Source organism: Flavobacterium hibisci (genome assembly GCF_020026925.1).
In the GTDB taxonomy this organism is placed as follows: Bacteria; Bacteroidota; Bacteroidia; order Flavobacteriales; family Flavobacteriaceae; genus Flavobacterium; species Flavobacterium hibisci.
Window position 1 is genome coordinate 147016 of record NZ_JAIQDW010000007.1, and the last position, 23871, is coordinate 170886.

Sequence of the window (23871 nt, forward strand, 5' to 3'; positions counted from 1 at the left end):
CATAATCAAAATAAAATAGTCAAAATTCTAAAACAATATCAAATAGAATTTAAAATAAATAACAACATAATAAAGCTCGCTCCGGACCAAAATTTAAGCATTATCCAAAATAAACAAATTGTAGAAGTCCTTGGACTAAAACAGGACGAGGGGCATCAAATATTTATTGAAAAATTATATCAGATCGAAAGTAATTGGTTAGTTATTTTTCTTAAGTACGAGAGTTATTATGATGTCTATAATGAAGAGGGAGAACTTACAAAAGAGAACTTCTATTGTCTAATTAATGAAATATTAGATGGACTTAAATAAACAAAAGGAATACGTAGAGAACAGAAATAATCTATTTGCACTGAACGATGAAGATTTAATAATGAAAATCATTGAAGATAAACTTTATATAAGCGTTATTTTTGAAAAATACAAGGATGATTTCCAAAAAAAGCTCAGAAGTAAATCTCCTAAAATGGATCACACAATAATTCAGGACATATTTACAGAATCTATATGCGTTTTATATGGTAAAATTTTGAAACATGGACTTAGGCTTCTACAAAAAAAAGGTTCTTCTATCGCCGGTTATCTTATGGGTATTTGTTTAAATACTATTAGAAATGAAATTGAAAGGCATGGAAACTTATTCGTTAAAAAGGATTTTGAAAACCAAAATTATGATGATTATTATATTGATTCTGACGAAATCCAATTCCAAAACATTGATAAAGAGTTTATAATAGAGCAAGAATTGTTATATAAACAAACGTTAATACAGTATAAAGTTCTAGAGATTATGAAAAATAAAGGTGGAAAATGTTATTCGTTAATTTTATTATCATTCTCACCAGAATATAATTATCGAATACGTAATCTCACGGAACTTTTTAATTACAAAAATGATCATACAACTAAAAGTCAAAAGAATAAGTGCATGGAACGTTTAAGAAATTTATATAATAATTTTCAACTAGCATAAAATGAAAATAGCAATCGATATTGTTCAATTCCATTTAGTCCCTAAATTAAGAAAGGCCACAGATCTAGGTATCCAAGCTCTTGATGAGTTTTTTTGGGAAAATTTCACAAATTCACTGCTTAATTTCGAAACTGACCCAAAGTCGCTATATCAATTTGTTCTTATGTCAAATATAAGCTCAACAATTAAAGAGAGAATTATTTCAAAAACACCTAGAACGTATTCAATTTTAATTTCAGAATTAGCTGAAGAGTATGTTAAAGGAAATACTTCAGAAGCGATCAAAATGTTATTAAATTCTAAAGGCAATAAATTTAAAGAGGAAATATCCTTTCTTTCAACTCTACCTAAAGCAATAAGAATTGTTGAGAAAAATAGCTTAAAGTCAGAACTTCCAGGCATGTTTGAAAAACTTCAAAATAGATATTTAGATGGCAATATATAAATTGTAAGTCAGAGAGCACATTACCACTTAAAAAAAGGGTATGACATGAAAAATGTTGTACCCTCTTTTTTTATGTTAACATTAAATGTTAAAAAAAATCCATTTAAGGTTACTTTTCAAATTTCAGGGTATTAGTAAGTGTAAGATAATACAAAAAATAACTAAATCTTTAAATTTAAAATTATGGAGTCAAATATAGAATGGACAGACAAAACCTGGAATCCAACAACCGGATGTACACATTATAGTAGTTTAAAAAATGGTGGAAACGAATGCTTAAACTGCTATGCAGAAAAAGAAACAAAAAGATTGAAATTAATGAAAAATGAAAAATATCTAAAAGGTTTTGATATTGTGGTGGAACATGAAGATGTATTAAATGAACCTTACAATTGGAAACACCCTGCTACTGTATTTGTAAATTCCATGTCTGATCTCTTTCATAAGGACGTGTCAGATGACTTTATCAGAAAAGTTTTTAAAGTAATGAATGATAATCTTCAGCACACTTTTCAAATATTAACTAAGAGGGATGATAGAATTGAACAGTTACCGAAAGATCTTTTATGGTCAGATAACATTTGGCTTGGGGTTTCTTGTGGAAATCAGTGGGCAACAAAAAGAATACCTAGACTTGTTGCGTCTGCTGCAAAACACAAATTTTTATCTATCGAGCCATTTATTCAAGAAATTTCAGAAATTAATCTAACAGGAATTGACTGGGTAATCGTTGGCGGAGAAAGTGGAAATACTTCATACAAAATCGAGAAAGACGACTTAGGAGAGGAAAAATATGAAACCTTGAACGGCAAAATTGTTTTTACTTATGCTCTAGATGCAAATGGAAAAAGGATACCTGAAAAAACAATACGTCCCATGAAAAAAGAATGGATTAATATTATTAAGGGTAAGTGCGATGAACAAAACGTGCCTTTCTTTTTTAAGCAGTGGGGCAAAACAAAAAACAATCCGAATACAAATGATCCTACTATAGATAAACAACATCGCTACTATTCAAAAGGAGGCTGTGAATTAGATGGAAAAATTTATTGGGAGAATCCTACGATATCTAATGACAGTATGCCTACTGTAAATCTATTTGGTGATGAATATTTAATAATGGACGAGAAAGATAATCTTGTTACCATATGGGAATTGAAATCATATTTGCCTATAGCAAAAAAAGATTTGTTTGAAGACCTAAAAGAGGATATTGAGAAAAATGGCATACACAACCCTATTATGTATGTGCAATTAAAAAATGGTAAAAAACTTGTCATAGATGGGCATACGCGTTTGGCTGCTTTAATTAAGCTTAAGCGTAAAGACATACCGACTTTAGAAGTAACCGAAACTTTTAACAATCTTGAAGAAATCAAATTTTGGATTGTAAAACACCAGCTGAAAAGAAGAAATCTAACTAATGAGGAAAGGCTCAGATTTGCTTTTTTATCCAAACCCACAATTGAGAAAATAGCGAAAGAAAATTTATCTAAAGCCGGAAAAACGACTTCTCAACCAACTGATGAAAACCGAAATTCAACCAAAATAAAAGCAATTGACACGAATACAGAAATTGCCAATCTTGCTGGTGTCAGCAGAACTCTCGCGGTTAATTACAACAGAATAATGAATGAAGGATCTCAACAAATAATTGAGAAACTAAATGAAGGGAAAATTTCAATTAGTGCAGCTCATGCATCACTAAAAAACAAAATAGAATTGGTTGATCCTAAATCAGAAAAGAAAATAATCCTTCAAAAGGATAAAGCGGATAAACCAAGTGATATTATCTATTTGAAAGACTTAGATGAAGGGAAGCAAAAAATATCGAACGGTGAAATTGATGTTCTTATGATCTTTGACAAAACCGACAAACTAGACATTCTCAAAAAGTTTTTGACTTTTAAAATTGGGGTCTATTATTTATCATCATAGAATTCAAAAACAACCTTTGCCAGAATTGGCCAAGGTTGTCAAACACTTAGTTGAGATATCAAAAAAATTCATAAAATCAACCAGATAATTACTCAACGAAATAATTCAAATCAAATTTAACAATACAAAAATCTAATTAAATCATGATGAAATTTCATACTCAAGAGGCTCGAATTATAATTGGCCAAACTTTTAAACTTTTTAGGAAAGAGAAAAACTTAATGATAGGAGAAGTTGCTGTTTTCTGCGGTGTTACATCTGATATTATTAATAAAATTGAACAGGGCAAATTATCTTTCTCAATTGATCTTCTACTCAAATTATCAGTTATTTTAGACTACACAATATTTTTTGAACAAAAAGAAAAAGGCGTACAAAATCGTTTTCTCCTTCAAAAGGGCAAAAAACCAGGTTATTTTATCGCAACAGATAAAGTAAACGAAATTGTTTGTTCGTTTAAGGCTGGCAATTTTAACAAAACTCAAAATTTCACTTTTCTGAATGATAAGCAAATTCCAAATCTCGCTACTGTGATGAGAGAATTAGGAGATTGGTTAGTGGAGCATCATCCTGATAAAGTTTGACAAGTTTTTTAACTAAACGATAAAATTTCAGGAACTAAGAATTAAAAATAGTTTCACTATTGATAATAGTGAAACTATTATATTTAATGAGGCTATAACATTAATCTAATGTCACTAATATCTCAAAAGCAATGCTATCATAAAAATTTAAAACAAAGAAGATTGTTATTAATATATAGGTTAAATGCAGCAAGTTTTAATTCAATGACTACAGAAGAAATAATAAAAATATGCATCAACTATGAGATAGATTACTATACAATAAATGATGATCAAACCATTAATGTTGAAGATGATGTAAATTTAAGTGGAAGAGAACTAAATTCCATTCCTTTAAAATTCAAAACAGTATATGGCAATTTTCGTTGTGATAATAATCAATTAAAATCACTGGACGGCTGTCCGGATATAGTACATGGCTCTTTTTATTGTCATAATAATCAATTAACAACATTGGAAGGATCCCCCACTAAAGTTAAGGAAGCATATTTATGTAACAATAATAAACTAAACTCTTTAAAACATTGTCCAAAATATGTAGGTAATATTTTTAATTGCAGTAACAACTTTTTAACCTCCTTAAAATATTGTCCAGATGAGATTCAAGATAATTTTAGTTGCTCGCATAACAAATTAAAATCTTTGATGTTTTGTACAAAAAATATTGCCGGCACTTTTGATTGTAGTCATAATAACATAACAACATTGCGAGGCTGTCCGAAAGTTGTTTTTTGGAACTTTGATTGCAGTAATAATAAATTGAAAACTTATAATTTTTACCCGAAGATTGAATTTAAAAATAATTTTTATGATTTTTCTACAGAAGAATTAAAGTTATTTAAAAGAAGAAAATCTCTCGCTGAAATTCTTTATCAGGAATAGAGCTTCACATTAGCATAGAAATTTGCTACTACTATTAAGTAGATTTTTTGTATCAAATACCAAAGTGTATCATTTTAATATTACAAATAGATAAATTAAGATACACTTTTCGTATCTTTGTAATTTAAAAAATTAAAACGATACGATTTGAAAGTAATTATTTTTTCTAGAGTCTCTACAAGTATTCAAGATTACAAAAGACAAACTGATGAGCTATTAGAATATTCGAAGAAAATGAATTATTCTGTTTCTGCAATTTTTGAAGAAACTATTTCTGGTGCAAAGAAGAATGAGGAACGTCCAGAACTTATGAAAATGATTTCGTTTATAAAATCTAATAAAGTTGATAAAATTCTAACTTGGGAATTAAGTCGTTTGGGAAGAAATACTATTGAAGTTCTTAAAACAATTCAGCTGTTAAACGAGAATAATATTTGTCTTTACATCAAAAATCATAATATCGAAACTCTTGATGATAACGGAGCTATCAGTCCGTTATCAAATTTTTTGATACAAATTCTAATCTCAATTAGCGAAATGGAGAAGAACCAAATTAGATTAAGAATTAAGTCCGGATATGACTCATATAGAAAAAATGGAGGCAAAGTTGGCAGGAAAGACGGATTTCGTAAAGATAATCAAGCACTCTTAGATGAACATCGGGAAGTTGTTAAATTATTAAAGCAAGGTTATTCTATTCGAAAAACAATGAAACTTACCGATAAAAGCAGTGGAACCGTTCAGAAAATAAAAAAAATATTAATCGAAAAAAAATTGATAATTGGTATTTAAATAAATGGCTGAACAAAATAGTAATATTTAATTAGAACATAATGCAAATAAATTTGATTACTTCTTTAATCTGTTCTAAGCATTTAATTTTCTAACCTTGTACGCAAAACTGCGGAATGTCAGATTTTCCAAAATCTCGGTATTTGCAAACAATTTTATATATATGGAACATCAAAACATAAATCAAAATTTTAGTAAAGAAGTTACTATCTTAATCTATTTTTTAATAAACTATTGACAGAAACTTTGGGACATAAAAAGTTAAATATCTTTTTTAATAAAACCAGCAATAAGTGTCTCGAGTTTTTAGATTTGTATTATGTGTACTAATTAAGTATTTTATTTAAATTAAACCTGTTCAAATAAACTTTTGAACTGATACAGGATTCTTTCGAGCAATCGTAGATCTTCGGTTACAATTTCTGCACTTCCTTTCATTTCCTGTTGAAACAAAATTTGCTTTTTATAAGATGTTTGCAATCTATTTGGCAGAGCAACATCCAACAATAAATTTCCATCTTTATCGGGTACCAAAGAAATATTCTGAATCTTTCCATACAGTACGCCAAATTCTCTGTCAGGAAAATTTGCCAGACGAATATTTACCTTTTGTCCTACTTTTATTTTTCCTGAATTCAATGCTGGCGCTTTTACTTTTCCAACAAAATCATTTTTTGCATCAGGGATTATAGAAAACACATTGTCACCCGTATTTATGTTTTGATTCTCTGTCCAAACTTGCAAAAAGGTGACTACACCACTTACTGATGTCTTTAATGTGTAGGCCAATTCCCATTCTTTTATTACTTTCTTCAGCTGATAAAATGATTGTGCCATATTGCGTTCGAGGATAACTTCTTCTTTGGTACTATTTATAAGGGAGCTCGCACTTGATTTTTTATTATCTATCAATGAAGACTTTAATTGTGAAATTGACGACAATAGCCCCCTATAACTCTTTTCGGCCTGCAAATAACTCATCTTCTTCGATTCCATTTCCTGAGCTGAGATAATACCCTTATTAAAAAGTGTTTCAAAACGCATAATTTCATTTTTCTGAAGTTGTAATTCGCTTTCGTTTATCACCTTTTGCTGTTTCAAAATTCCCAATCTTTCCTTGATCTGCAATTTCTCTGAAATCTGCGCTCGGTTTTCGATTTCAAAAGGGTGTAAATCTTGATTTAATGTTTCAGACTGATAATCTTTTTGAAAAACTGCAAATGCGCTTTCAATTTCGCCCAACTGAAGATTTCTAAGCAATGCAAATGGAAAAGCTTCTTTTTGATTATTAACATTATAATTATCCACAATACTTTTCAATAAAAAAACATCTTTGTAATTGGCAGTGTTTTCGATAATAGCCAATGTTGTATTTTTAGGCACTAACGATTTATCTTTTACCAAAATAGCTTCAATTCTTCCAGATGATTTAGCGACTATTTTATCAGGTGGTATATTGGTAGTAATTACAATTTCTGTATTTATAACGTCGGGATATTTTATTAGCCAGGAAATGAAAAAAAGCATCAGAATAATTACAAATATCAAAACTGTACCCCAACGAATCATCCAATGAGGTACTTTGGTGAGGATGTCCTGTACTTCCTCGCTTCTTAATTCAAATGTATCTTTTACCATTATTAATTCCCTAATTGTAATTGATTTCTAACCAATTCAAAGTAATTCCCTTTCTGTTCTACTAAAGATGAATGAGATCCTATTTCAATAATTTTTCCTTTGTCCAAAACCACAATTTGATCAGCATTCATCACTGTACTAAGTCGATGCGCAATAACAACCACGGTTTTATTTTTAAAGAAAACATCCAATTTTTGCATGATCTCTTTTTCATTATTCGCATCTAAAGCCGAAGTAGCTTCGTCAAAAAAAAGAACTTCTGGATTTTTATAAACGGCTCTTGCTATCAACAATCGCTGTTTTTGTCCAGTACTCATTCCAGTTCCTTCAGCACCAATTTTTGTATTATAACCTAGTGGTAAACCGCTTATATACTCTTTTATATTAGCAACATCCGCAGCATATACTAAGCGTTCTCTATCGACTTTATCTACTCCTATCGCTATATTATTAGCAATTGTATCGCTAAAAATAAAACCCTCCTGCATCACAGTACCAATATTTGACCTCCAAGCTTTTTGAGAAATGTTTTTTAAGTTCGTATTTCCTATATTAATTGCTCCCCTTTCAGGTTCATAAAATTTAAGAAGCAATTTCATGAGAGTTGTTTTTCCGCTCCCACTAATTCCTACTATTGCCGTTACCTTATTGGCTGGAATTATTAAACTCAAATTATCCAAAACCGGAATATCAGTTCCTAGATAACGGTACGAAAGATTATTTATCTCTATATCTGAATCATACGAAACCTCATTCGTTTGATGGATCTCTTGCTGGATTTCATCTTCTTTTTCGTGAATTTCAGATAGTCTCGCCAATGATATTTTGGCATCCTGCAGCTCTCTCACAAACTCAATAAGTTGTGTAATCGGACCATTTAAATTTCCCACTATAGAACTGATGGCCAGCATCATTCCAAGTGTAATTGAACCGTCAATAACTAATTTAGCTGATAAAAATATGATAAAAATATTCTTTAATTCATTAATGACAGAAGAACCAATAGTTTGAGTCTGTTCTAAAACTAATCCTTTTATGGAAACCCTGAAAAGCCTAGCTTGAATATATTCCCATGCCCAACGTTTTTGTTTTTCGGCATTATGGAGTTTAATTTCCTGCATTCCATTGATAAGTTCCATTACTTTATTTTGTTCCTGTGAAACCTCCGCAAAACGCTTATAATCTAATACTTCCCTGCGCTTGAGAAATAAAGTAATCCATCCGAAATAAACCACGCTTCCGGTAAAAAAAACCAAAAATATTTTTAGGTTATAATAAGCCAAAACTGCCCCCATTACAATCATATTGATTATGGAGAACAAAACGTTTAATGATGATGTAGTAAGAATTCGCTCAATTCTACGATGATCATTAATACGTTGCATTATATCTCCAGTCATTCTAACATCAAAAAAGGATATAGGTAAATTCATTAATTTAATAAAGAAATCTGAAATTAATGAAATATTTATCCTTGTTGAAAGATGCAATAATATCCAACTTCTGATTAATTCCAGACAAGTTTTTCCAGCAAAAAGGAATAACTGAGCAAAAAGAATTAAATAAATAAAATTAATGTTTTGGTTTTGTATTCCAATATCCACAATACTTTGTGTCAGAAAAGGAAAGATAAGTTGCAACAAACTGCTCGCAACTAAACCAATTGTAAGCTGTATTAAAAAAGACTTATAACGCAGCACATACTGAGACAATAGTTGTAAACCTAAACCTTTGTTTATATCTTTATCAAGCTCAGATTGAAAAAAAATTGGTGTTGGTTCTATCAATAAGGCAATGCCTTCTTCTGTTAGCTCATCAGCGTTATTTCCAATCCACAATTTAAGAAAATCCATTTTTTTATATTCAATTAATCCAAAAGCAGGATCAGATATATAATAATTGTCACGCTTAATCTTATAAAGAACTACATAGTGATTTTTATTCCAATGCAAAATACAAGGTAGTGGCGCTTCCTCTAACCTTTCTAAACTCAATTTAACACCTAACGTTCTAAAACCAACTTTCTCTGCTGCATCACTCAAGAAGAGTAAATTACTTCCTTCGCGAGTAGTCTCGCTCGCATCCCTTAAATCCTGAATATTAACTATTTTTCCATAATGTTTAGCAATTATTTTTAAACACGTTGGTCCACAGTCCTTATGATCTGCCTGTTTGTAATTTGTGAAGTTTTTCAAGCCTTATTTAATATGATTTTTCTATTTTATTATAAGTATTACTATGACCGCTGCTATATATTATGTCAAATTGTTTCTGCATACAGGAATCTTCAAAACTCTTTTTAAAGATCAAACCTAAATTCCCTGCGAAAAAGTACCCTTTACTAAAAGTCATTTCATAGAGTGCAATAGTGTCATGGTTTTTTATTGTAATAAAATTCTCGCCATAGCTGTTTGAACTAACGCGAGCCTTTTCTTTATCCAAATAATAAAAATAATCTCCCTCTGCTAGATTTTTAACTTTTTTTCTAATAAAATTATATGACAGAAAAAAATCAATATGTTTATTAATATTCCATAAAAATGGTCTAATATGATTATCATACAAAACTTTAGAACGAGTTATTAATGAATTATTTGACCTGTAATCAAATTTATCTATATAAAAAACATCTGGAACTTCATCCCATTTTAAAATATTCTTTGCAAAAATATTACATTTATAATACATTAGATGGTATAACATAAATTCGATTTCTTCCTTATAAGAAAAAAGACCATTATTCCACTTTAACCTGCCGGGAGTTCCTTCAATTAACATGAAATCAAAATGAGCTTTCAAATCTCCGTTGTCAACTTCTTTCACAATCACATGTTGAATACTTTCTATTTCACATTTTATCCTAAAAATATCATGTATGTCAGTGAAAAAAGGAGAGTTTTCAAAATTAGTTTCGTCAAAAGCATAATTTTTTTGAGTTGTAAATATCATTTTATAATCTTTACTTTTTTTGTATAAATTATTTACATAATCAGTATTTTTGTAAAGCATACAACAAGCTGTAATGAAGGCATGCCTAACACAAATAACATCATACTTTTCTAGTATTTGATCTGTTAGAAATTCTCTCATTCTCCCATAAACAACATCAATATCCGTAATTCCCCAAAAATCATATTTCTCAATATAGTCTGAGAATATAACTCCAAAAGCTGGTCTAAAATCGCAAAGCTTATAACCTTTTTCAACGTTAATGTTGAACCCTAACTTTTGTGATGCTAAGTTATTAAAATCATAAAGCGTAAAGGGAATAATTTTTATGTTATCAGCTATTTTATAATTTATAACATTATCAGTAAAAATATAAAAGTCAACAGTAGGATTAGCCTCGCAGGATTTCAGAAAGAGTTTAAAAAACCAAGGGAATTCTCCAATAAAAATATTTATTAAGCTAATTTTTTTCATATGGTAATTCTGGTTTATTGTTTAAAGTACATGAAAGAATTAAATGCATTATATAAAATATTTCTATTTAGATTTTTTTAAATTTTTGTTTTTTAACACGTAAACATATCCCAGATTTGTCATGTCGTTAAAGAGCTTAATGTTAAGAACAAAAGAATTACTTTCATTTGATATCTTATCAACAGTTCCAATGTCAATATTTTCAGGAAAAATCTCAGATATTCCACCAGTTACAACAGTATCCCCTTTTTTTATAGACATAGTCCTCGGAATATCTGTTAGCTGGACAAAACCTGTACTTTCCCCATTCCAACTTAATGTTCCAAAATAATTGCTATTTTTAATTTTTGCGTTTATTAAAGATTTTCTATTTAAAATGCTAGTTACTACTCCGTAATTTGGAGAAACATTATTTATGACCCCTACTATCCCTAAATTATTTATTACTCCCATGTCGATCTTAACACTATCATTAGCTCCAGAATTTATTGTTAGCTGATTATGTTGTAAATTATAGATATTCCTTATAACTTTAGATACAACTATATTTTTTGATTGAATTCCAAAAATACTATCAACTTTTATTTCTTTTATATTTTCTTGTCTATTAAAAAGGATAGTTAATAATTTAGCATTTTCTTGAGCCAATGAGTCATTTTTATTTACCAACTTTATATATTTATCTGTATCATCAATTTTTTTATAAATGCTATCAGACAATAAATTCCCTACACCTATAACTTTACTCTTATGGTAAGAGTGTGATTGAATTGTTAGCCCCAAGGAAATCCCCAGAAGAAGTAAAAATAATAATGTAGTAGTGTTATTATAAAGAAAATTAAGTATTCTGCGCATTTTAAAGTTTTTTTTGACAAAAGTAAAAATCTTTTTATGACTTAAACACTTTTTTTTTTAATATGTTAAATTATAGTTCAGTAATTAATTTTAATAAATGTTTTTAAAATCAATTTTTAATAAACTCATTAATTCTTTCGTTTTCAAGATGAATAGCATCTATTAATTATTATCAAATTATTAACAAAATACAGACATTTTTTGCACAAGATAAAAAATAAATATATATATTAGCCGAAATTTCTTATGCATTAATAAAATATTTTAAAAACATGTATTAAGAAACAAAAAATTATTAATTATTAACTTAAAAAGAACATGAAAAAATTAAGTTTAAAAACTGCGAAAAACGTGCTTTCAAGAAAAGAAATGAAGGCTATTTCTGGTGGATATGGACAAGATATCAATCAGTGCTGGCTATGGTGTAAATCAGCTGGAGGCTGGTGTGAATATTATTATGGTGAATATAAATGTCGAGTTGGTTAGTATATGTATTATCATTAACACAAATAATGATATATAAATAACTCAGATTATTTTATAAACCCAAAATGCGATTTTTTTTTCTATTTAAACATCAGCTAATACTGATTATAAAATGAAATTGATATCGCATTTTGTCTTAAAATACAGAATATTAACTTTAAAGAAGATGGCTTTGATGAATAAATTAGCTAAATTTTTCCCCAGATACTTAGGTTTAGAAAGAATTATTACAATAGCTATAATTTAAAAAATGATAAAATAATAATCCATTAGAGCAACTGAATATTAAAGCGGTTATTTAAAATTATATCTAGTACAAAATTAGTCTGTTTAAAGGTATAACTATAAAACAATAAATTTTAGTTTATTATTAAAGTTTAAAATTCATGATCTTCGGATAAGTCATTTATAAAATATATTAAGTCTTTCTTATCATATTGTTTTGGTAAAAGATACCCTCTGATTATTATTGCCGGGGTATAATTTATACCGTTAAGTTGGCACCATTCGAATTGTTTTTCCAGAATTAGATCTAAGTTAAGATTACTATTAATAACCGAATCTCCTATAATTTTTATTTCATTTTTTTTATTATACCAATCACCGAGAGCTTTCATAAAAACCTTTGATCCTTGGTTAAAATAAATTGACATAAGCTTATGATGAATCATTTTTGATTCATTATCATTAGAATTATTATTAAAATTAAAATAAATCTGAAAACACACCTTTTCAGAATATTTGTCAATAATTTCTTCAATTACCTCGTGTACAACCTTGCAAAAACCACAGAAAGGACTGGTTACGACAATTATTTTTAGAATAGCATCTGGGTTTCCTAAAATAATAGTCTCTTGAGACTGAAAGGGTATACTCTGTATTGCTTGAGATGCAACTAAGTTATTTTTGAAGATTTCATAATTGCGCATGAACCGATTACCTTTAATTTGAAACTCTTTCAAGCTCTTTAATTTTAAAAGTAATTGTTTAAGAATAAACCAACACGTAGAAACTAATGTAAATGTAAAAGCGAAAATAATAAAGGAATGAATATGAAAATTAAAAGAACTTCGATGTCTAATTTCCACATATATTATTTCTAATAGAAATACACCAATAATAATCAAACAAATTGGACACCATTTTTTCTCCACAAACTTTTGATAATAAATAGAAGTAAATAAAACTGGAACAGAACATAATAGTAAGATTTTTTGTAAATCAAAAAATAATGTTTCATTTAACCTAAAAATAAAAAGTAAAAACCCAACAAACTGCGTACTAAAAAAAACTACGCTTAAATCACCAAAAGAAAAAAACTTAAATATTTTCCACTTTGTGGATCCAAGAACATCAGTACAACTAGTAGCTGCTGTCATATTACAAAAATTATCAAGCAATTCACTTTTAGTATCAAATAAATCTTTTAATGCAGCTAATGAAAATACTAAACCCAGAATTGGAAATATAAAGAACAAAAAGCTTTGAAAATTTGGAGAAAAACAATACAATATTATTGCAAACAAACAAAAAAAGATTAAAAGTTTAAGCCACCAGAAAGTATTTTTTTTCGCTTTAGTTTCAAATTCATTTTCTGATTTTTCCACCAAGAAAACTATACCGCTCCATAGTGCTTTTAGCTCATTTATATCTAATATTTTTGTCTTTCTTTCATATGAGCAATGATAGTAACCATCTTTTTTAGTTACAAAAAAAGCTTTTACATTATCGGCACCTTCTTTCAAAAACGTAATAAACGAATCTGGTAATAGTTCAATATCCGAAATCGCAACTTCAATAACTCCATTTTCAATATTAAAAAAACTTAACGTATCTGCTATAGATAATATATTTGGGTATTGTGGATGAGATTGTACTTGAAATAAAAACTCAGACTTATCAAAGGGTATCTCCTCTTTTTCTAAGTAATTAAAAAGAAAATCAAAATTTGAATTCATGTTGTATGATAATATATGTTGTAAAACTGTTTAAAATTTTATTGGCATTTCATCTATCGCCAACTTTTAATAAGATATTAAAACTGATAAATGCCTCATTTGTATTTATTAAAAAAAATATAATTTTAACTTTTATTGATTTTTTATTAACTATTATGATGATTCTACATCTTATGTTTTTTTTGTACTAAATAATTAATATTTCTATAATTTAAATAAAATTCAAATGTAGTATTTTTAATGAATTTCACAAGAATTTATTGATGTTTTTAGAGATTAACCAAATTATTGTAATATATTTTCTGGTATTTAAATACATATAATTTACAAATTTACAAGCTTCTAAAATTGAATTTTCATAGCTGAACTCACACTTTAGATTTTACTGTAAAAGCATTTATAAAGTCTTTGCAAGAGTATAGGATGCCAATACCAACTGCCGTAAATTGGTCATCACCATTAAATAATAAACGATTTCCTTAAGTTTACAAACATATACTGAGCTTCTTTCATGTTATTACTTAGTAATTATATTTTCCTCCTTTTATTTTGCTAAATAAAGAGAAATAGTTTTTTTTAGTGCATAAATATTGAATCAATATGTTCAATTATTATGCTGTTTAAATTTAGCCGAATAGAAATCGACAATGAGATTTTTTTTTTACAAACTTTATAACTTTTATTAAATGTACATATAATTCCTTACATTTACTTTTAATTTTATTAAAGAATTACTTAATAAGTCACATCCCAATAACAAAATGAAAGTAATTACCGTAATTAATGATGTAAACAATGCTAATTTCAATTTATTAAAGCTTTCCTGCTTTGTAAATGGTCTAAAATTAATAACACTTATTGCTAATAATGATTTTAGTACAAGAAGAATTAAAGACTATCTTCTACTTGATTATCTATCTGACGATAGTATTGATCAAAATGAAATTATTTTTTTTACAGATGGTACAGACGCAGTATTTACTGCATCGGAAAATGAAATTCTTTCTAAGTATTATTCATTTAATAAAAAGATTGTTTTTTCCGCTGAATTGGGCTGTTGGCCTGATCCAGGGATGTCATCCGAATATCCAGAAATAAATAGCAAAACTCCATATAAATACCTGAATAGTGGTGGTTTCATTGGTGTAGCAAAAGATATAAAAGAATTACTACAAGAAAATGATTTTGATTTAAATAAATTTCCAAGGAGTAATCAGTATTTATGGACTAAAAGATATTTTAAAAATACTGACAAAATTGCTTTAGATGTAAATTGTGAAATCTTTTGTGTCTTTTTCACCGATGTCGCTGAAGAATATTTTCCCGGATTTGAAGGTGATGATCTTGACTATAATCAATATTATGAACATAAAAAGGAATGGTTTAATGCTAATTTTACTGTAAACGGTACTCGTTTACAGAACAACTTGACTAAAACGTTACCTTGCCACTTGCATTTTAATGGCTTTGCAAAATTTTTAATTGATAATGACATACATGAAATGGTTTATGCCAATATAGAAAAGTATAGAGCTGTTGAATATTATACTGAAGATTAGTTGAATATCAATAAACTTAATTTTATAAGTAAAGCTAAATTACATTATTGAATTGAAATTTATCAAATAAATATTGCTCTTTATTCTAGCATATTTAAATTGATACAAAAACGCTCTATTTTAGATTTTATTACCAATTCACTTTCTTCAATATCTCAGATCTTTTTAAGAGTTAATAAATAATGTGAAGTAAAACCTTTCAACATACAAAATCTTACAGGATAATATGTCAAATATTTCCTTACTATCATACATTCAAGTCTAACAATTAGAAATTAATTATTCAGGCCATATGTCAAATTTAGGACTTTATTCTTTTTAATACCCTTAGAAAAAATAATTTCCAAAAACTGTTTTTATTAATACCTTTTTCGTTAAAATAAAAAACATTCGGTATGGGATAAATTACTTCTTTGTTTTTACATAATCTTTTATATTTAATAAGATCATAAAAAAGACACTCTATCTTATTAGCATAGATTATTAAGCCGTTATCCCATCTAATTTTATCTGTCATTGTTTGAAATAGATAAAATTCAAAAAGAGGTTTTAATCTTCCTTCCGCCTCAGCTTTTCGAACTACATGTGTCATGCTGTGTATATGGTTTGTATAATTAAAAATTGTTCTTCCTGGCACGTGCAATTCATGAAATAAAAAAGAACATTCATCAAAACCTAAGTATTTGGGGTTAGAGAAAACATTTTTATAATCCTTGCTTTCCATAAATAATTTTTTGACAAAATCATTATTCCGATATAAACAAAAAGTACCTGTAACAAAGTACTCACTAGCACTGATTAGATCATATTCATTTAAGGTCTCTGAATCAATAAAGCCTCTAATATCACCATATACCATATCGATATCGGTATGCCCCCAAAAATCATATTTTTTAAGGAAATCTTCAAAAAGAAATCCAAATGCTGGTTTCAAATCACATATTTTGTAAGGCTCCGTAAAATTGAGATTAATCCCTAGTTTTAAAGATGCTTGAGATTTTAATTCCTGAAAGGCCTTATGTATTACAGTAACATTACAAGGTCTCGCACAAATCTCCTCAACATTATCTGTAACAATTATGAAATCTATCGTCGGATTATAGCTACATGATTTTATGAAATATGGAAAATACCATGGATAATTCCCGTACCAACATGTAATTAATGCTATAGAATGTTCAATTTTCATTCGATTCTAGTATTGTATAAGAAATTGAAAATCCATCATAAGCAATAATTTGGAATGATTTTTCATTCCCTTTAAACTCAAATATGCCATTTAAACCTTTTGCAAAGAAAAAATTTTTAAAAAAAATAAGTTGATACAATTCATATTCGTTAGAATACATGAATTTAAGACAATTGTATTGGTTTTCGTCTTTGCTTATAATAATATTGTTTTTACTAAGAATATTAAAATATATTCCTTCATTCAACATTTTACATCTATTTTTTAAAAAATATATAGATAAAAATACAGCTATTTTTTTATTTAACTCCCACCAGAATGGTACTATGTAATCAGTATAAAAAAAATGCAAGTAACTTTTTAAGGAATTATTTTTTCTAAAGCTATACTTATCTATATAAAATATATTTGGAATTTCATCCCACGTGAAATCTTTGTTTGAAAAAAAATTATTTTTATAATTTTGTAGATGATATAACAATATTTCAAATTTATTATTATAAGAAAATAAACCATTGTCCCATTTCATTTTGCCAGGGTTGCCATCACAAACAAACAAATCAAAATGAATTTTTAGATTTCCTTTTTCTTCTTCTTTTAAAATAATATGTTGCATAGTTTCTATTTCGCATTCCAGTTTAAAAATATCATGCCTTTCAACAATAGTGGTTTGTTCAAAGTTAGTTTCATCAAAACCAAAATATCGTAAATTAGTAAATACTTTTTTATAATCTTTACTTTTTTCAAATAAGGAATTTATGTAGTTTGTATTTCTAAATAGCATGCAACATGCTGTTATATAGTCATTTCTAACGCAAATAACATCGTAGGAATCCAACATTTGTTCATTCATAAATTCTCTGATTCTTCCATACACTACATCTATATCAGTAATTCCCCAAAAATCATAATTATGCAAATAATCTGAAAACAAGAGGCCAAACGCAGGCTTAAATTCGCATAACTTATAAGGTCTTTTTATATCTATTTCAAAACCAATTTTTTGGGTGGCTAATTTATTAAACTGTTCTAATGAAAATGGAATAATTTTAACGTTATCTGGTATAGCATTCATATATTCAGCATCGGAAAAAATAAAAAAATCAATGGTTGGATTAGCGATACAAGATTTAATAAAAAAAGGAAAGTACCAAGGAAACTCTCCAAAGAAAGAATTAATTAAGGCAACTTTTTTCATATATATATATTTTTGGTTTAGATAGAATTTAGCTTTAAGAGCAACAGCTACACCATTATTACAATTCCGTGGTTTAATATTCTTTTAAATGAAAGTTTACATATAATTTAATAAAGTTGAACCATGTGCCCGTAGGTTAAAAATTTATCAAATTAGTAATTTTGTTATAAAATTCAAAAATAAAATTAACACATACGTTGGTTAAATAAATGTTAAACAACAGTTTTAAATTATATTTTCGTTAAAAGTAAAACTTATATCTGCAGTAGACGTGAGTTAATATTAACAAAACTACTTTTACAAACTAATTGTTTGTATTAATAAAAAATAATGATATTGGACTATAATTCTGAAATTTGAACAGGTATTCGATATAGTCAGCCAGAGACAATAAAGCTTTGGATAATAGCGACACTGTCCGAAAAAGTGTGTATGTTTAAAAATAACGGGGTTTGACTTTTTTATCAAACCCCGTTATTTTTAAATTTAAACTGACCACCAGTTCCGTCTAAAAGTAATTACTACTCAAAGGTCAAACTGTCTTCATAGATCATTATTGTTAGGTAATATAGATTTTATAATTTTAAATCTCTCAAATTATGAATTAGGTGAAAGTTGTGCAAAATTAAAAATCGTTTCTTTTGTACATTTTTTTTACTATATTAAAATATTTTACTCTAATCATACTCTAAAATGATGTATTCTGATTGATTACACATATTATATCTGAGCCAGATTAGGACGAAACATTTTTGTCATACAAAACACGTAGTTATACCTGACAATACTTTAATTATCTAATTTTATATACTTAAGTAAAAATAAAATTTATGAAATATGCTTTGGTATTTGTCATCAGACATAAATAAAAAAAGATTGGATTTGTTATATAATTTCTGAATCTATTCAATAAATTCAAAATCTTCAATGTTTTAATCCAAATATTGTAAAACTACCAAAAACACAATATCCTGGAGTTATAAATCCTACAGCTATCATGAAGCCAAGGTATGTTAAAGAAAATATAAGCGAATTCAAAATAGTAAATATTCCAAATTTAAATATGACAGGTAATTTTAATCGTGTGCCACAAAATTTCCAATTTGAAGTTCGTGGCAATTTTATGGCAAATCTGTAAGGCTTAGCCTTGCTGGTGCGTTAAGAACACGGAAATACCTTTGCTTCTGAAATGAGACAAAAGCATACTGGTTATTGAATGTAAAAATGAAGGCGAAGCAATTGTATTTGGTAAACTGCAAATGAGAATTAGAATAATACATGTCCTTATGCAAAAGGTAATTAACCCGCGCAGAATCTAGTGATCTTGAAATCTTTTTTTTTTAGAATATAAGGTACTAAAAAACAAATGGAAAGAGTATATTGTCCTAGAATTAGGTCTTAATTTGTAGGTCTAAGTAACCAATAGCTATCGTTCTGTAAAACCTTGTTTTCAGAAGTTAAAAATACACCCCCTGTATTTCATGAAGATCTTAACCAATACTATAATTGTATTTGATATGAGCAAACAATATGTTTCATTAATAAAAATTTAAGAATGGCAATAAACTGGAACAATATACGTCCGTTAAATAACAGTCTAAATGATGGCTTTGAAGAACTAGTATGCCAGCTGGCTTCACGAGAAATTTTAGTCGGCCAGGATAAATTTTGGAGAATGGGTAAACCAGATGGTGGAAAAGAATGTTATTGGGTTCTAAAAAATGGCGACTTGTTCATGTGGCAGGCAAAATATTTTACAACAAGCCTTTCTGCTACTCAATGGACAGAAATTGACAAATCAGTAACTACTGCAATCAATAACCATCCAAAAATTAAAAGATACTCTATTGCGATACCCATTGATATGCCAGACGGCAAGGTCAATGGGAAAAAGTCAATGTTGGACAAATGGAAGTTAAAAATCCAGGAATGGATTGATTATGCTAAAACAAAAGATATTGACCTGAAATTTGATTTCTGGGGTAGTTCCGAACTCATCACAAGACTTTCCAAAAAGGAAAATGAAGGCCTAAAATACTTCTGGTTTAATCAGGAGGAATTTCTTGATACATGGTTTAACTATAAAAATCAGGAAAGCACAACAGCTTTGGGAGCAAGATACACAAAGGATTTGAACGTAGAATTGCCAATAGCTAAAATTTTTGATGGTATTGCCAGAGATGAAAACTTCAAAAAACAATCAGATGAGAGGTATGCTAATTTTATAGAAAAATACCGTGATATCAGGATTACTACTGAAAATGAAATTATCAAAGAAAGCATTGAAATATTAGATACTATAGTCAATAAAATCAAAAAGGACTATAAGGAAATAGATTTTGAGGGACGTGAAAATTTAGGTTTTGATACTATTATTGAAAGTTTAGAAGCTGCATACGATCCTACGGAGAAAGTACTGAGAGGCTTTTATGCCATGAGGTCTGAAAAAGAAAAGAATACTGAACGTCACCCTTACACCCGTCCGTTCTCAACAGAAATTGATGTTATAGGAAAGTTCAGTTTTGCAATAAGTGAATATAAGGATTTTTTAACAGGCGACACAGTGTTTCTTGCTAATCATCCCTACCTGCTTTTGATGGGAGAAGCTGGAATCGGAAAATCTCATTTATTTGCTGACCTTGTAAAAACCAGAAGTGAAAAACAGCAGAAAAGCCTTTTCCTTCTTGGCGAAAATTTTTCTAATAGAGATTTGCCTTGGACACAAATCCTACGCAACCAGTTAAGAATTAACGGAATTGATGAGCTCGTTTTTTTAAATGCGCTTAATGCTCAGGCTGAAAGTGCTCAAAAGAGAACTGTAATCTTTATAGACGCAATTAATGAAGGAGAAGGTGTGTCAATATGGCCTAATCGTTTAAAGTCATTTATAGACTCCGTGAAATCATTTCCATGGCTTGGCCTTGTATTGAGTCTGCGTTCTTCGTATGAGCGATTAATTGCACCTGATGCAAAATTTGACGAATCTGTTATTCTGAAAGTACAGCATGAAGGATTCGCTAACTACGAATACGAAGCAACTAAACGTTTTTTCGATTTTTACGGTATCATCGAGCCGGGAACACCTATATTGAACCCTGAATTTCATAATCCGCTTTTTTTAAAACTGTTCTGCAAATCAATCCAGGCAAAAGGATTAACACAGATACCCGCAGGTGTGGACGGTATTACTTCCATAATAGACTTTTATATGGACAGCATCAATGCAAAACTTTCTGCAGCTACCGAGCTGCATTATGATCTAAGCAGGAAATTGGTGCACAAGGCAGTCAATGCAGTACTGTCTCAGATGGTAGATTCAGATCAGGAATTTCTTTCCTATGATGATGCCAATACGACAATAGACTCTATTTTTTCAGGCAATTGTTATAAGCCTGAACCATTCTTAAAAAAACTGCTTTCTGAAGGTGTTTTCAACAAAGACATGCTATGGTCGGATGACGGTAAAGAATTTGAAGTAATATATTTTGCCTACCAAAAATTCCAAGATCATCTTACGGTTTCCATGCTGCTGGATAAGTATTTGGATACAGAAAACCCGAAAGAGTCTTTTGAAAAAGGCAAGCTTTACAAATTGGTCAAGGACAATGTGGCGTGCTGGAAAAATCAAAACTTGATCGAGGCTTTGGCAATACAACTTCCTGAAAGGACTGGCAAAGAAATATTTGAGCTCGCTGAACATACCAAACCATATTATCAAATAGCAGATGCTTTTTTAAATTCCCTGATATGGCGAAAATCCGATAGTGTTGGTGATGCTTCTAAAGATTTTGTGAATGATGTAATCGCTGACGACGAGGAATTATTCCATCGGTTTTTAGGTACAGTGATATCAGCATCAATGAAACCGGAATTTTATTTTAATGCGGAAAGTTTGCATAACTTTTTAAGTGGCTTTACAATGGCAGATAGAGATGAAATCTGGACAACATATCTTCAGAATAAATATAGCGATAAAAGCAGTACTAATGCTGTAAGCCGATTAATAGATTGGGCGTGGAAAGATGATGGCAAATCACATGTTTCTGACAACGCAATGATATTAGCGTGCACAACTCTCACATGGTTTTTATGCAGCTCAAATCGTTACCTTCGAGATGCTGCGACCAAAGCACTAATCTGTTTGCTTGAAAAGCGTATAGATTTGATTTCTGAACTTTTAGAGAAGTTTAAAGATGTTAATGATCCCTATATATCTGAAAGATTGTATGCCGTTGCATATGGATGTGTATTACGATCGGGAAACAGTCTGTCGTTGATGGAATTGTGCAACTATATCTATGACAACATTTTCAACAAGGATATGGTGATACCCAACATTTTGTTGCGTGACTATGCCAGAGGTGTGATTGAATTTGCATTACACGAACATTTAAAATTAGATTTCGATCTTGCTAAAGTCAGGCCTCCCTATAAAAGCCAGAAGCTTCCTGCAAAATTTCCTTCCAACAAAGAAATCGATGATAAGTTTGAGCCCGATGGTGAAGAAGGACACTTCGGCAAAGGTCAATGGGGTGCTACGGCAATTCTTAGATCTATGACTACCGAGTACGGTAGAAAGACTGCCGGTTATGGGGACTTCGGCAGATACGTATTCCAAAGAGCATTCAGCAGTTGGAAAGTAGATTACGACGGATTAAGCAATTATGCTGTCGAGAGTATTTTTGAACTGGGCTATGATCCCAAAATATTTAGTGATTTTGACAGCAATCAGGGATCAGGGAGAGGTGGTGGTCACAAAGAGCGGATGGGAAAAAAGTACCAATGGATAGTGTTCAATGAATTGTTAGCAAGGGTGTCAGACCAGTGTGAGCTTTTTGATGAATCCCAATGGGATGAAAAAGGGAAAACACTCTCCTACGATGGACCATGGTACCCAAATGTAAGAGACATTGACCCAAGTATGATAATCAAAGAAACCAAGGCCGAGCGTTATAAAAAGTACACTCACAATTGGTGGTTCAATACGAATTTCAATTCATTTGATGGCCAAGTAAAAGATTGGCTTATAGCAAAAGATAATCTACCTATACTTTCGGATATATTAGAAGTTACTGATCCTGATGGCAATAATTGGCTGTGGCTTGATATTGATTTGAATTGGACCGAACCTGAAACCCTTGGCGAAGATAAATACGGCAGCGTTAAAAAAAAACTCGCATATTGGATATCAAGTTATCTTGTCCACAGAAGCGAGCTTGTAAAGATTGAAAAAAAATTCAAAGGAGATTTTTACCGCAGCGACTTACCTGAAATCAGGACAATGACGAATGTTTTTTCCAGGGAATATTACTGGTCTGCAGCCTTTGCGTTTCATAATAAACCCTATTATAGTGGTGAGGATTGGATTGAAGTGTACAGCAGAAAAAATAGTAAGCTTATTGGAGAATTTCACAGAACCAGTGAATATTTTTTATGGGAGGAGGAATACGACTGTTCTAAAAACGATTCCATTTATTATCACAAGCCAGTTCAGAAAATTAAGGAAGGACTTGAACTGAAGTTTTCCAAGAATGAAGGAGAGTTTTTAGATGGCAACGGCGAGCTTGTTTGTTTTGATCCGTCAGTCAATAATAAAAGCCTTACTGGATTGCTAATAAGGAAAGATAAGTTGATCGAATGGCTTGAAAAGGAAGACCTTGTCTTACTATGGAATGTCAAGGGCGAAAAACAAGTAATTGGAAATAAGCATTGGAAAAAAGGAGAGTATTTAGGACAACTTCAAATATCAGGATTGTATAAATTAGAGAATGATGAAATCACTGGGAAAATGGAATTCTTGACAACTAGATAATATATCAACTGAAAAGCTATTTTGAAATGAGATTTAAATTAGAAAAAGATGCACCCTTTGTATCATTATAATATAACATAATAAATCAAAGTGGTAGCAACGTTACTTTTTGAAAAATTAATAACTTTCATAAACCTAA

General features: G+C 29.5%; 16 protein-coding genes. 9 read left to right on the forward strand and 7 right to left on the reverse strand.

All coding sequences use genetic code 11. The features are described 5' to 3' along the window. Positions 1-298: 298 nt before the first annotated feature. The 6 genes from K8B81_RS09455 (at position 299) to K8B81_RS09480 (ending at position 5614) form a co-directional block, all read left to right on the forward strand. On the forward strand, positions 299-973 hold the full coding sequence (locus K8B81_RS09455; RefSeq protein ID WP_223681188.1) for a hypothetical protein: 675 nt from the start codon (positions 299-301) through the stop codon (positions 971-973). Position 974: 1 nt separating this feature from the next. Then, complete coding sequence (locus K8B81_RS09460; RefSeq protein WP_223681189.1) at positions 975-1418, forward strand: hypothetical protein; 444 nt, start codon at positions 975-977, stop codon at positions 1416-1418. Positions 1419-1601: 183 nt separating this feature from the next. Further along, positions 1602-3356, forward strand: a complete 1755-nt coding sequence (locus tag K8B81_RS09465) for a DUF5131 family protein (protein WP_223681190.1) — start codon at positions 1602-1604, stop codon at positions 3354-3356. Between the two features lie 143 nt (positions 3357-3499). Continuing rightward, positions 3500-3940, forward strand: coding sequence for a helix-turn-helix domain-containing protein (locus K8B81_RS09470; RefSeq protein WP_223681191.1), 441 nt, complete (start codon positions 3500-3502; stop codon positions 3938-3940). A gap of 108 nt (positions 3941-4048) precedes the next feature. Further along, complete coding sequence (locus K8B81_RS09475) at positions 4049-4822, forward strand: hypothetical protein (RefSeq protein ID WP_223681192.1); 774 nt, start codon at positions 4049-4051, stop codon at positions 4820-4822. Between the two features lie 147 nt (positions 4823-4969). Continuing rightward, positions 4970-5614, forward strand: a complete 645-nt coding sequence (locus K8B81_RS09480) for a recombinase family protein (RefSeq protein WP_223681193.1) — start codon at positions 4970-4972, stop codon at positions 5612-5614. Between the two features lie 348 nt (positions 5615-5962). Here K8B81_RS09480 and K8B81_RS09485 read toward each other — a convergent pair whose 3' ends face one another. The 4 genes from K8B81_RS09485 to mreC form a co-directional block, all read right to left on the reverse strand. After that, the gene (locus K8B81_RS09485) at positions 5963-7252 is read right to left on the reverse strand and encodes an HlyD family secretion protein (RefSeq protein ID WP_223681194.1); all 1290 of its coding nucleotides are present in this window, start codon (positions 7250-7252) and stop codon (positions 5963-5965) included. A 2-nt stretch (positions 7253-7254) separates the two neighbouring features. Next, positions 7255-9447 carry a peptidase domain-containing ABC transporter gene (locus K8B81_RS09490; protein ID WP_223681195.1) on the reverse strand — a complete coding sequence of 731 codons (2193 nt, stop codon included), beginning with the start codon at positions 9445-9447 and terminating at the stop codon, positions 7255-7257. Between the two features lie 7 nt (positions 9448-9454). Beyond that, a complete protein-coding gene (locus K8B81_RS09495; RefSeq protein ID WP_223681196.1) occupies positions 9455-10675 on the reverse strand; it encodes a DUF6625 family protein in 1221 nt (406 codons plus the stop codon). A 63-nt stretch (positions 10676-10738) separates the two neighbouring features. Beyond that, the gene (gene mreC / locus K8B81_RS09500) at positions 10739-11530 is read right to left on the reverse strand and encodes a rod shape-determining protein MreC (RefSeq protein ID WP_223681197.1); all 792 of its coding nucleotides are present in this window, start codon (positions 11528-11530) and stop codon (positions 10739-10741) included. Positions 11531-11848: 318 nt separating this feature from the next. Between mreC and K8B81_RS09505 the strand changes: the two genes are divergently transcribed. Next, entirely contained in the window at positions 11849-12016 is a 168-nt protein-coding gene (locus K8B81_RS09505) for a TIGR04149 family rSAM-modified RiPP (protein WP_223681198.1), read from the forward strand. Positions 12017-12393: 377 nt separating this feature from the next. Here K8B81_RS09505 and K8B81_RS09510 read toward each other — a convergent pair whose 3' ends face one another. Beyond that, on the reverse strand, positions 12394-13974 hold the full coding sequence (locus K8B81_RS09510) for a thioredoxin domain-containing protein (RefSeq protein WP_223681199.1): 1581 nt from the start codon (positions 13972-13974) through the stop codon (positions 12394-12396). A 761-nt stretch (positions 13975-14735) separates the two neighbouring features. Between K8B81_RS09510 and K8B81_RS09515 the strand changes: the two genes are divergently transcribed. Continuing rightward, positions 14736-15533 (forward strand): glycosyltransferase domain-containing protein, encoded by a 798-nt coding sequence (locus tag K8B81_RS09515; RefSeq protein ID WP_223681200.1) that lies wholly within the window; start codon positions 14736-14738, stop codon positions 15531-15533. Positions 15534-15834: 301 nt separating this feature from the next. On the opposite strand, the gene K8B81_RS09520 is transcribed toward K8B81_RS09515, so the two are convergent. Beyond that, positions 15835-16722, reverse strand: a complete 888-nt coding sequence (locus tag K8B81_RS09520; RefSeq protein WP_223681201.1) for a DUF6625 family protein — start codon at positions 16720-16722, stop codon at positions 15835-15837. Beyond that, positions 16712-17920, reverse strand: a complete 1209-nt coding sequence (locus K8B81_RS09525; RefSeq protein ID WP_223681202.1) for a DUF6625 family protein — start codon at positions 17918-17920, stop codon at positions 16712-16714. Before K8B81_RS09525 ends, K8B81_RS09520 begins: the two co-directional genes overlap by 11 nt. Positions 17921-19475: 1555 nt before the next feature. Between K8B81_RS09525 and K8B81_RS09530 the strand changes: the two genes are divergently transcribed. Next, positions 19476-23732 (forward strand): NACHT domain-containing protein, encoded by a 4257-nt coding sequence (locus tag K8B81_RS09530; RefSeq protein ID WP_223681203.1) that lies wholly within the window; start codon positions 19476-19478, stop codon positions 23730-23732. Positions 23733-23871 lie beyond the last annotated feature (139 nt).

Excerpts from the sequence above, each read along its gene's own strand:
- K8B81_RS09495 (WP_223681196.1), bottom strand. The coding sequence starts at position 10,675 with ATGAAAAAAATTAGCTTAATAAATATTTTTATTGGAGAATTCCCTTGG.
- K8B81_RS09455 (WP_223681188.1), top strand. The coding sequence starts at position 299 with ATGGACTTAAATAAACAAAAGGAATACGTAGAGAACAGAAATAATCTA.
- K8B81_RS09505 (WP_223681198.1), top strand. The coding sequence starts at position 11,849 with ATGAAAAAATTAAGTTTAAAAACTGCGAAAAACGTGCTTTCAAGAAAA.
- K8B81_RS09525 (WP_223681202.1), bottom strand. The coding sequence starts at position 17,920 with ATGAAAAAAGTTGCCTTAATTAATTCTTTCTTTGGAGAGTTTCCTTGG.
- mreC (WP_223681197.1), bottom strand. The coding sequence starts at position 11,530 with ATGCGCAGAATACTTAATTTTCTTTATAATAACACTACTACATTATTA.
- K8B81_RS09515 (WP_223681200.1), top strand. The coding sequence starts at position 14,736 with ATGAAAGTAATTACCGTAATTAATGATGTAAACAATGCTAATTTCAAT.
- K8B81_RS09520 (WP_223681201.1), bottom strand. The coding sequence starts at position 16,722 with ATGAAAATTGAACATTCTATAGCATTAATTACATGTTGGTACGGGAAT.
- K8B81_RS09460 (WP_223681189.1), top strand. The coding sequence starts at position 975 with ATGAAAATAGCAATCGATATTGTTCAATTCCATTTAGTCCCTAAATTA.
- K8B81_RS09465 (WP_223681190.1), top strand. The coding sequence starts at position 1,602 with ATGGAGTCAAATATAGAATGGACAGACAAAACCTGGAATCCAACAACC.
- K8B81_RS09475 (WP_223681192.1), top strand. The coding sequence starts at position 4,049 with ATGTCACTAATATCTCAAAAGCAATGCTATCATAAAAATTTAAAACAA.
- K8B81_RS09530 (WP_223681203.1), top strand. The coding sequence starts at position 19,476 with ATGGCAATAAACTGGAACAATATACGTCCGTTAAATAACAGTCTAAAT.
- K8B81_RS09485 (WP_223681194.1), bottom strand. The coding sequence starts at position 7,252 with ATGGTAAAAGATACATTTGAATTAAGAAGCGAGGAAGTACAGGACATC.
- K8B81_RS09510 (WP_223681199.1), bottom strand. The coding sequence starts at position 13,974 with ATGAATTCAAATTTTGATTTTCTTTTTAATTACTTAGAAAAAGAGGAG.
- K8B81_RS09470 (WP_223681191.1), top strand. The coding sequence starts at position 3,500 with ATGATGAAATTTCATACTCAAGAGGCTCGAATTATAATTGGCCAAACT.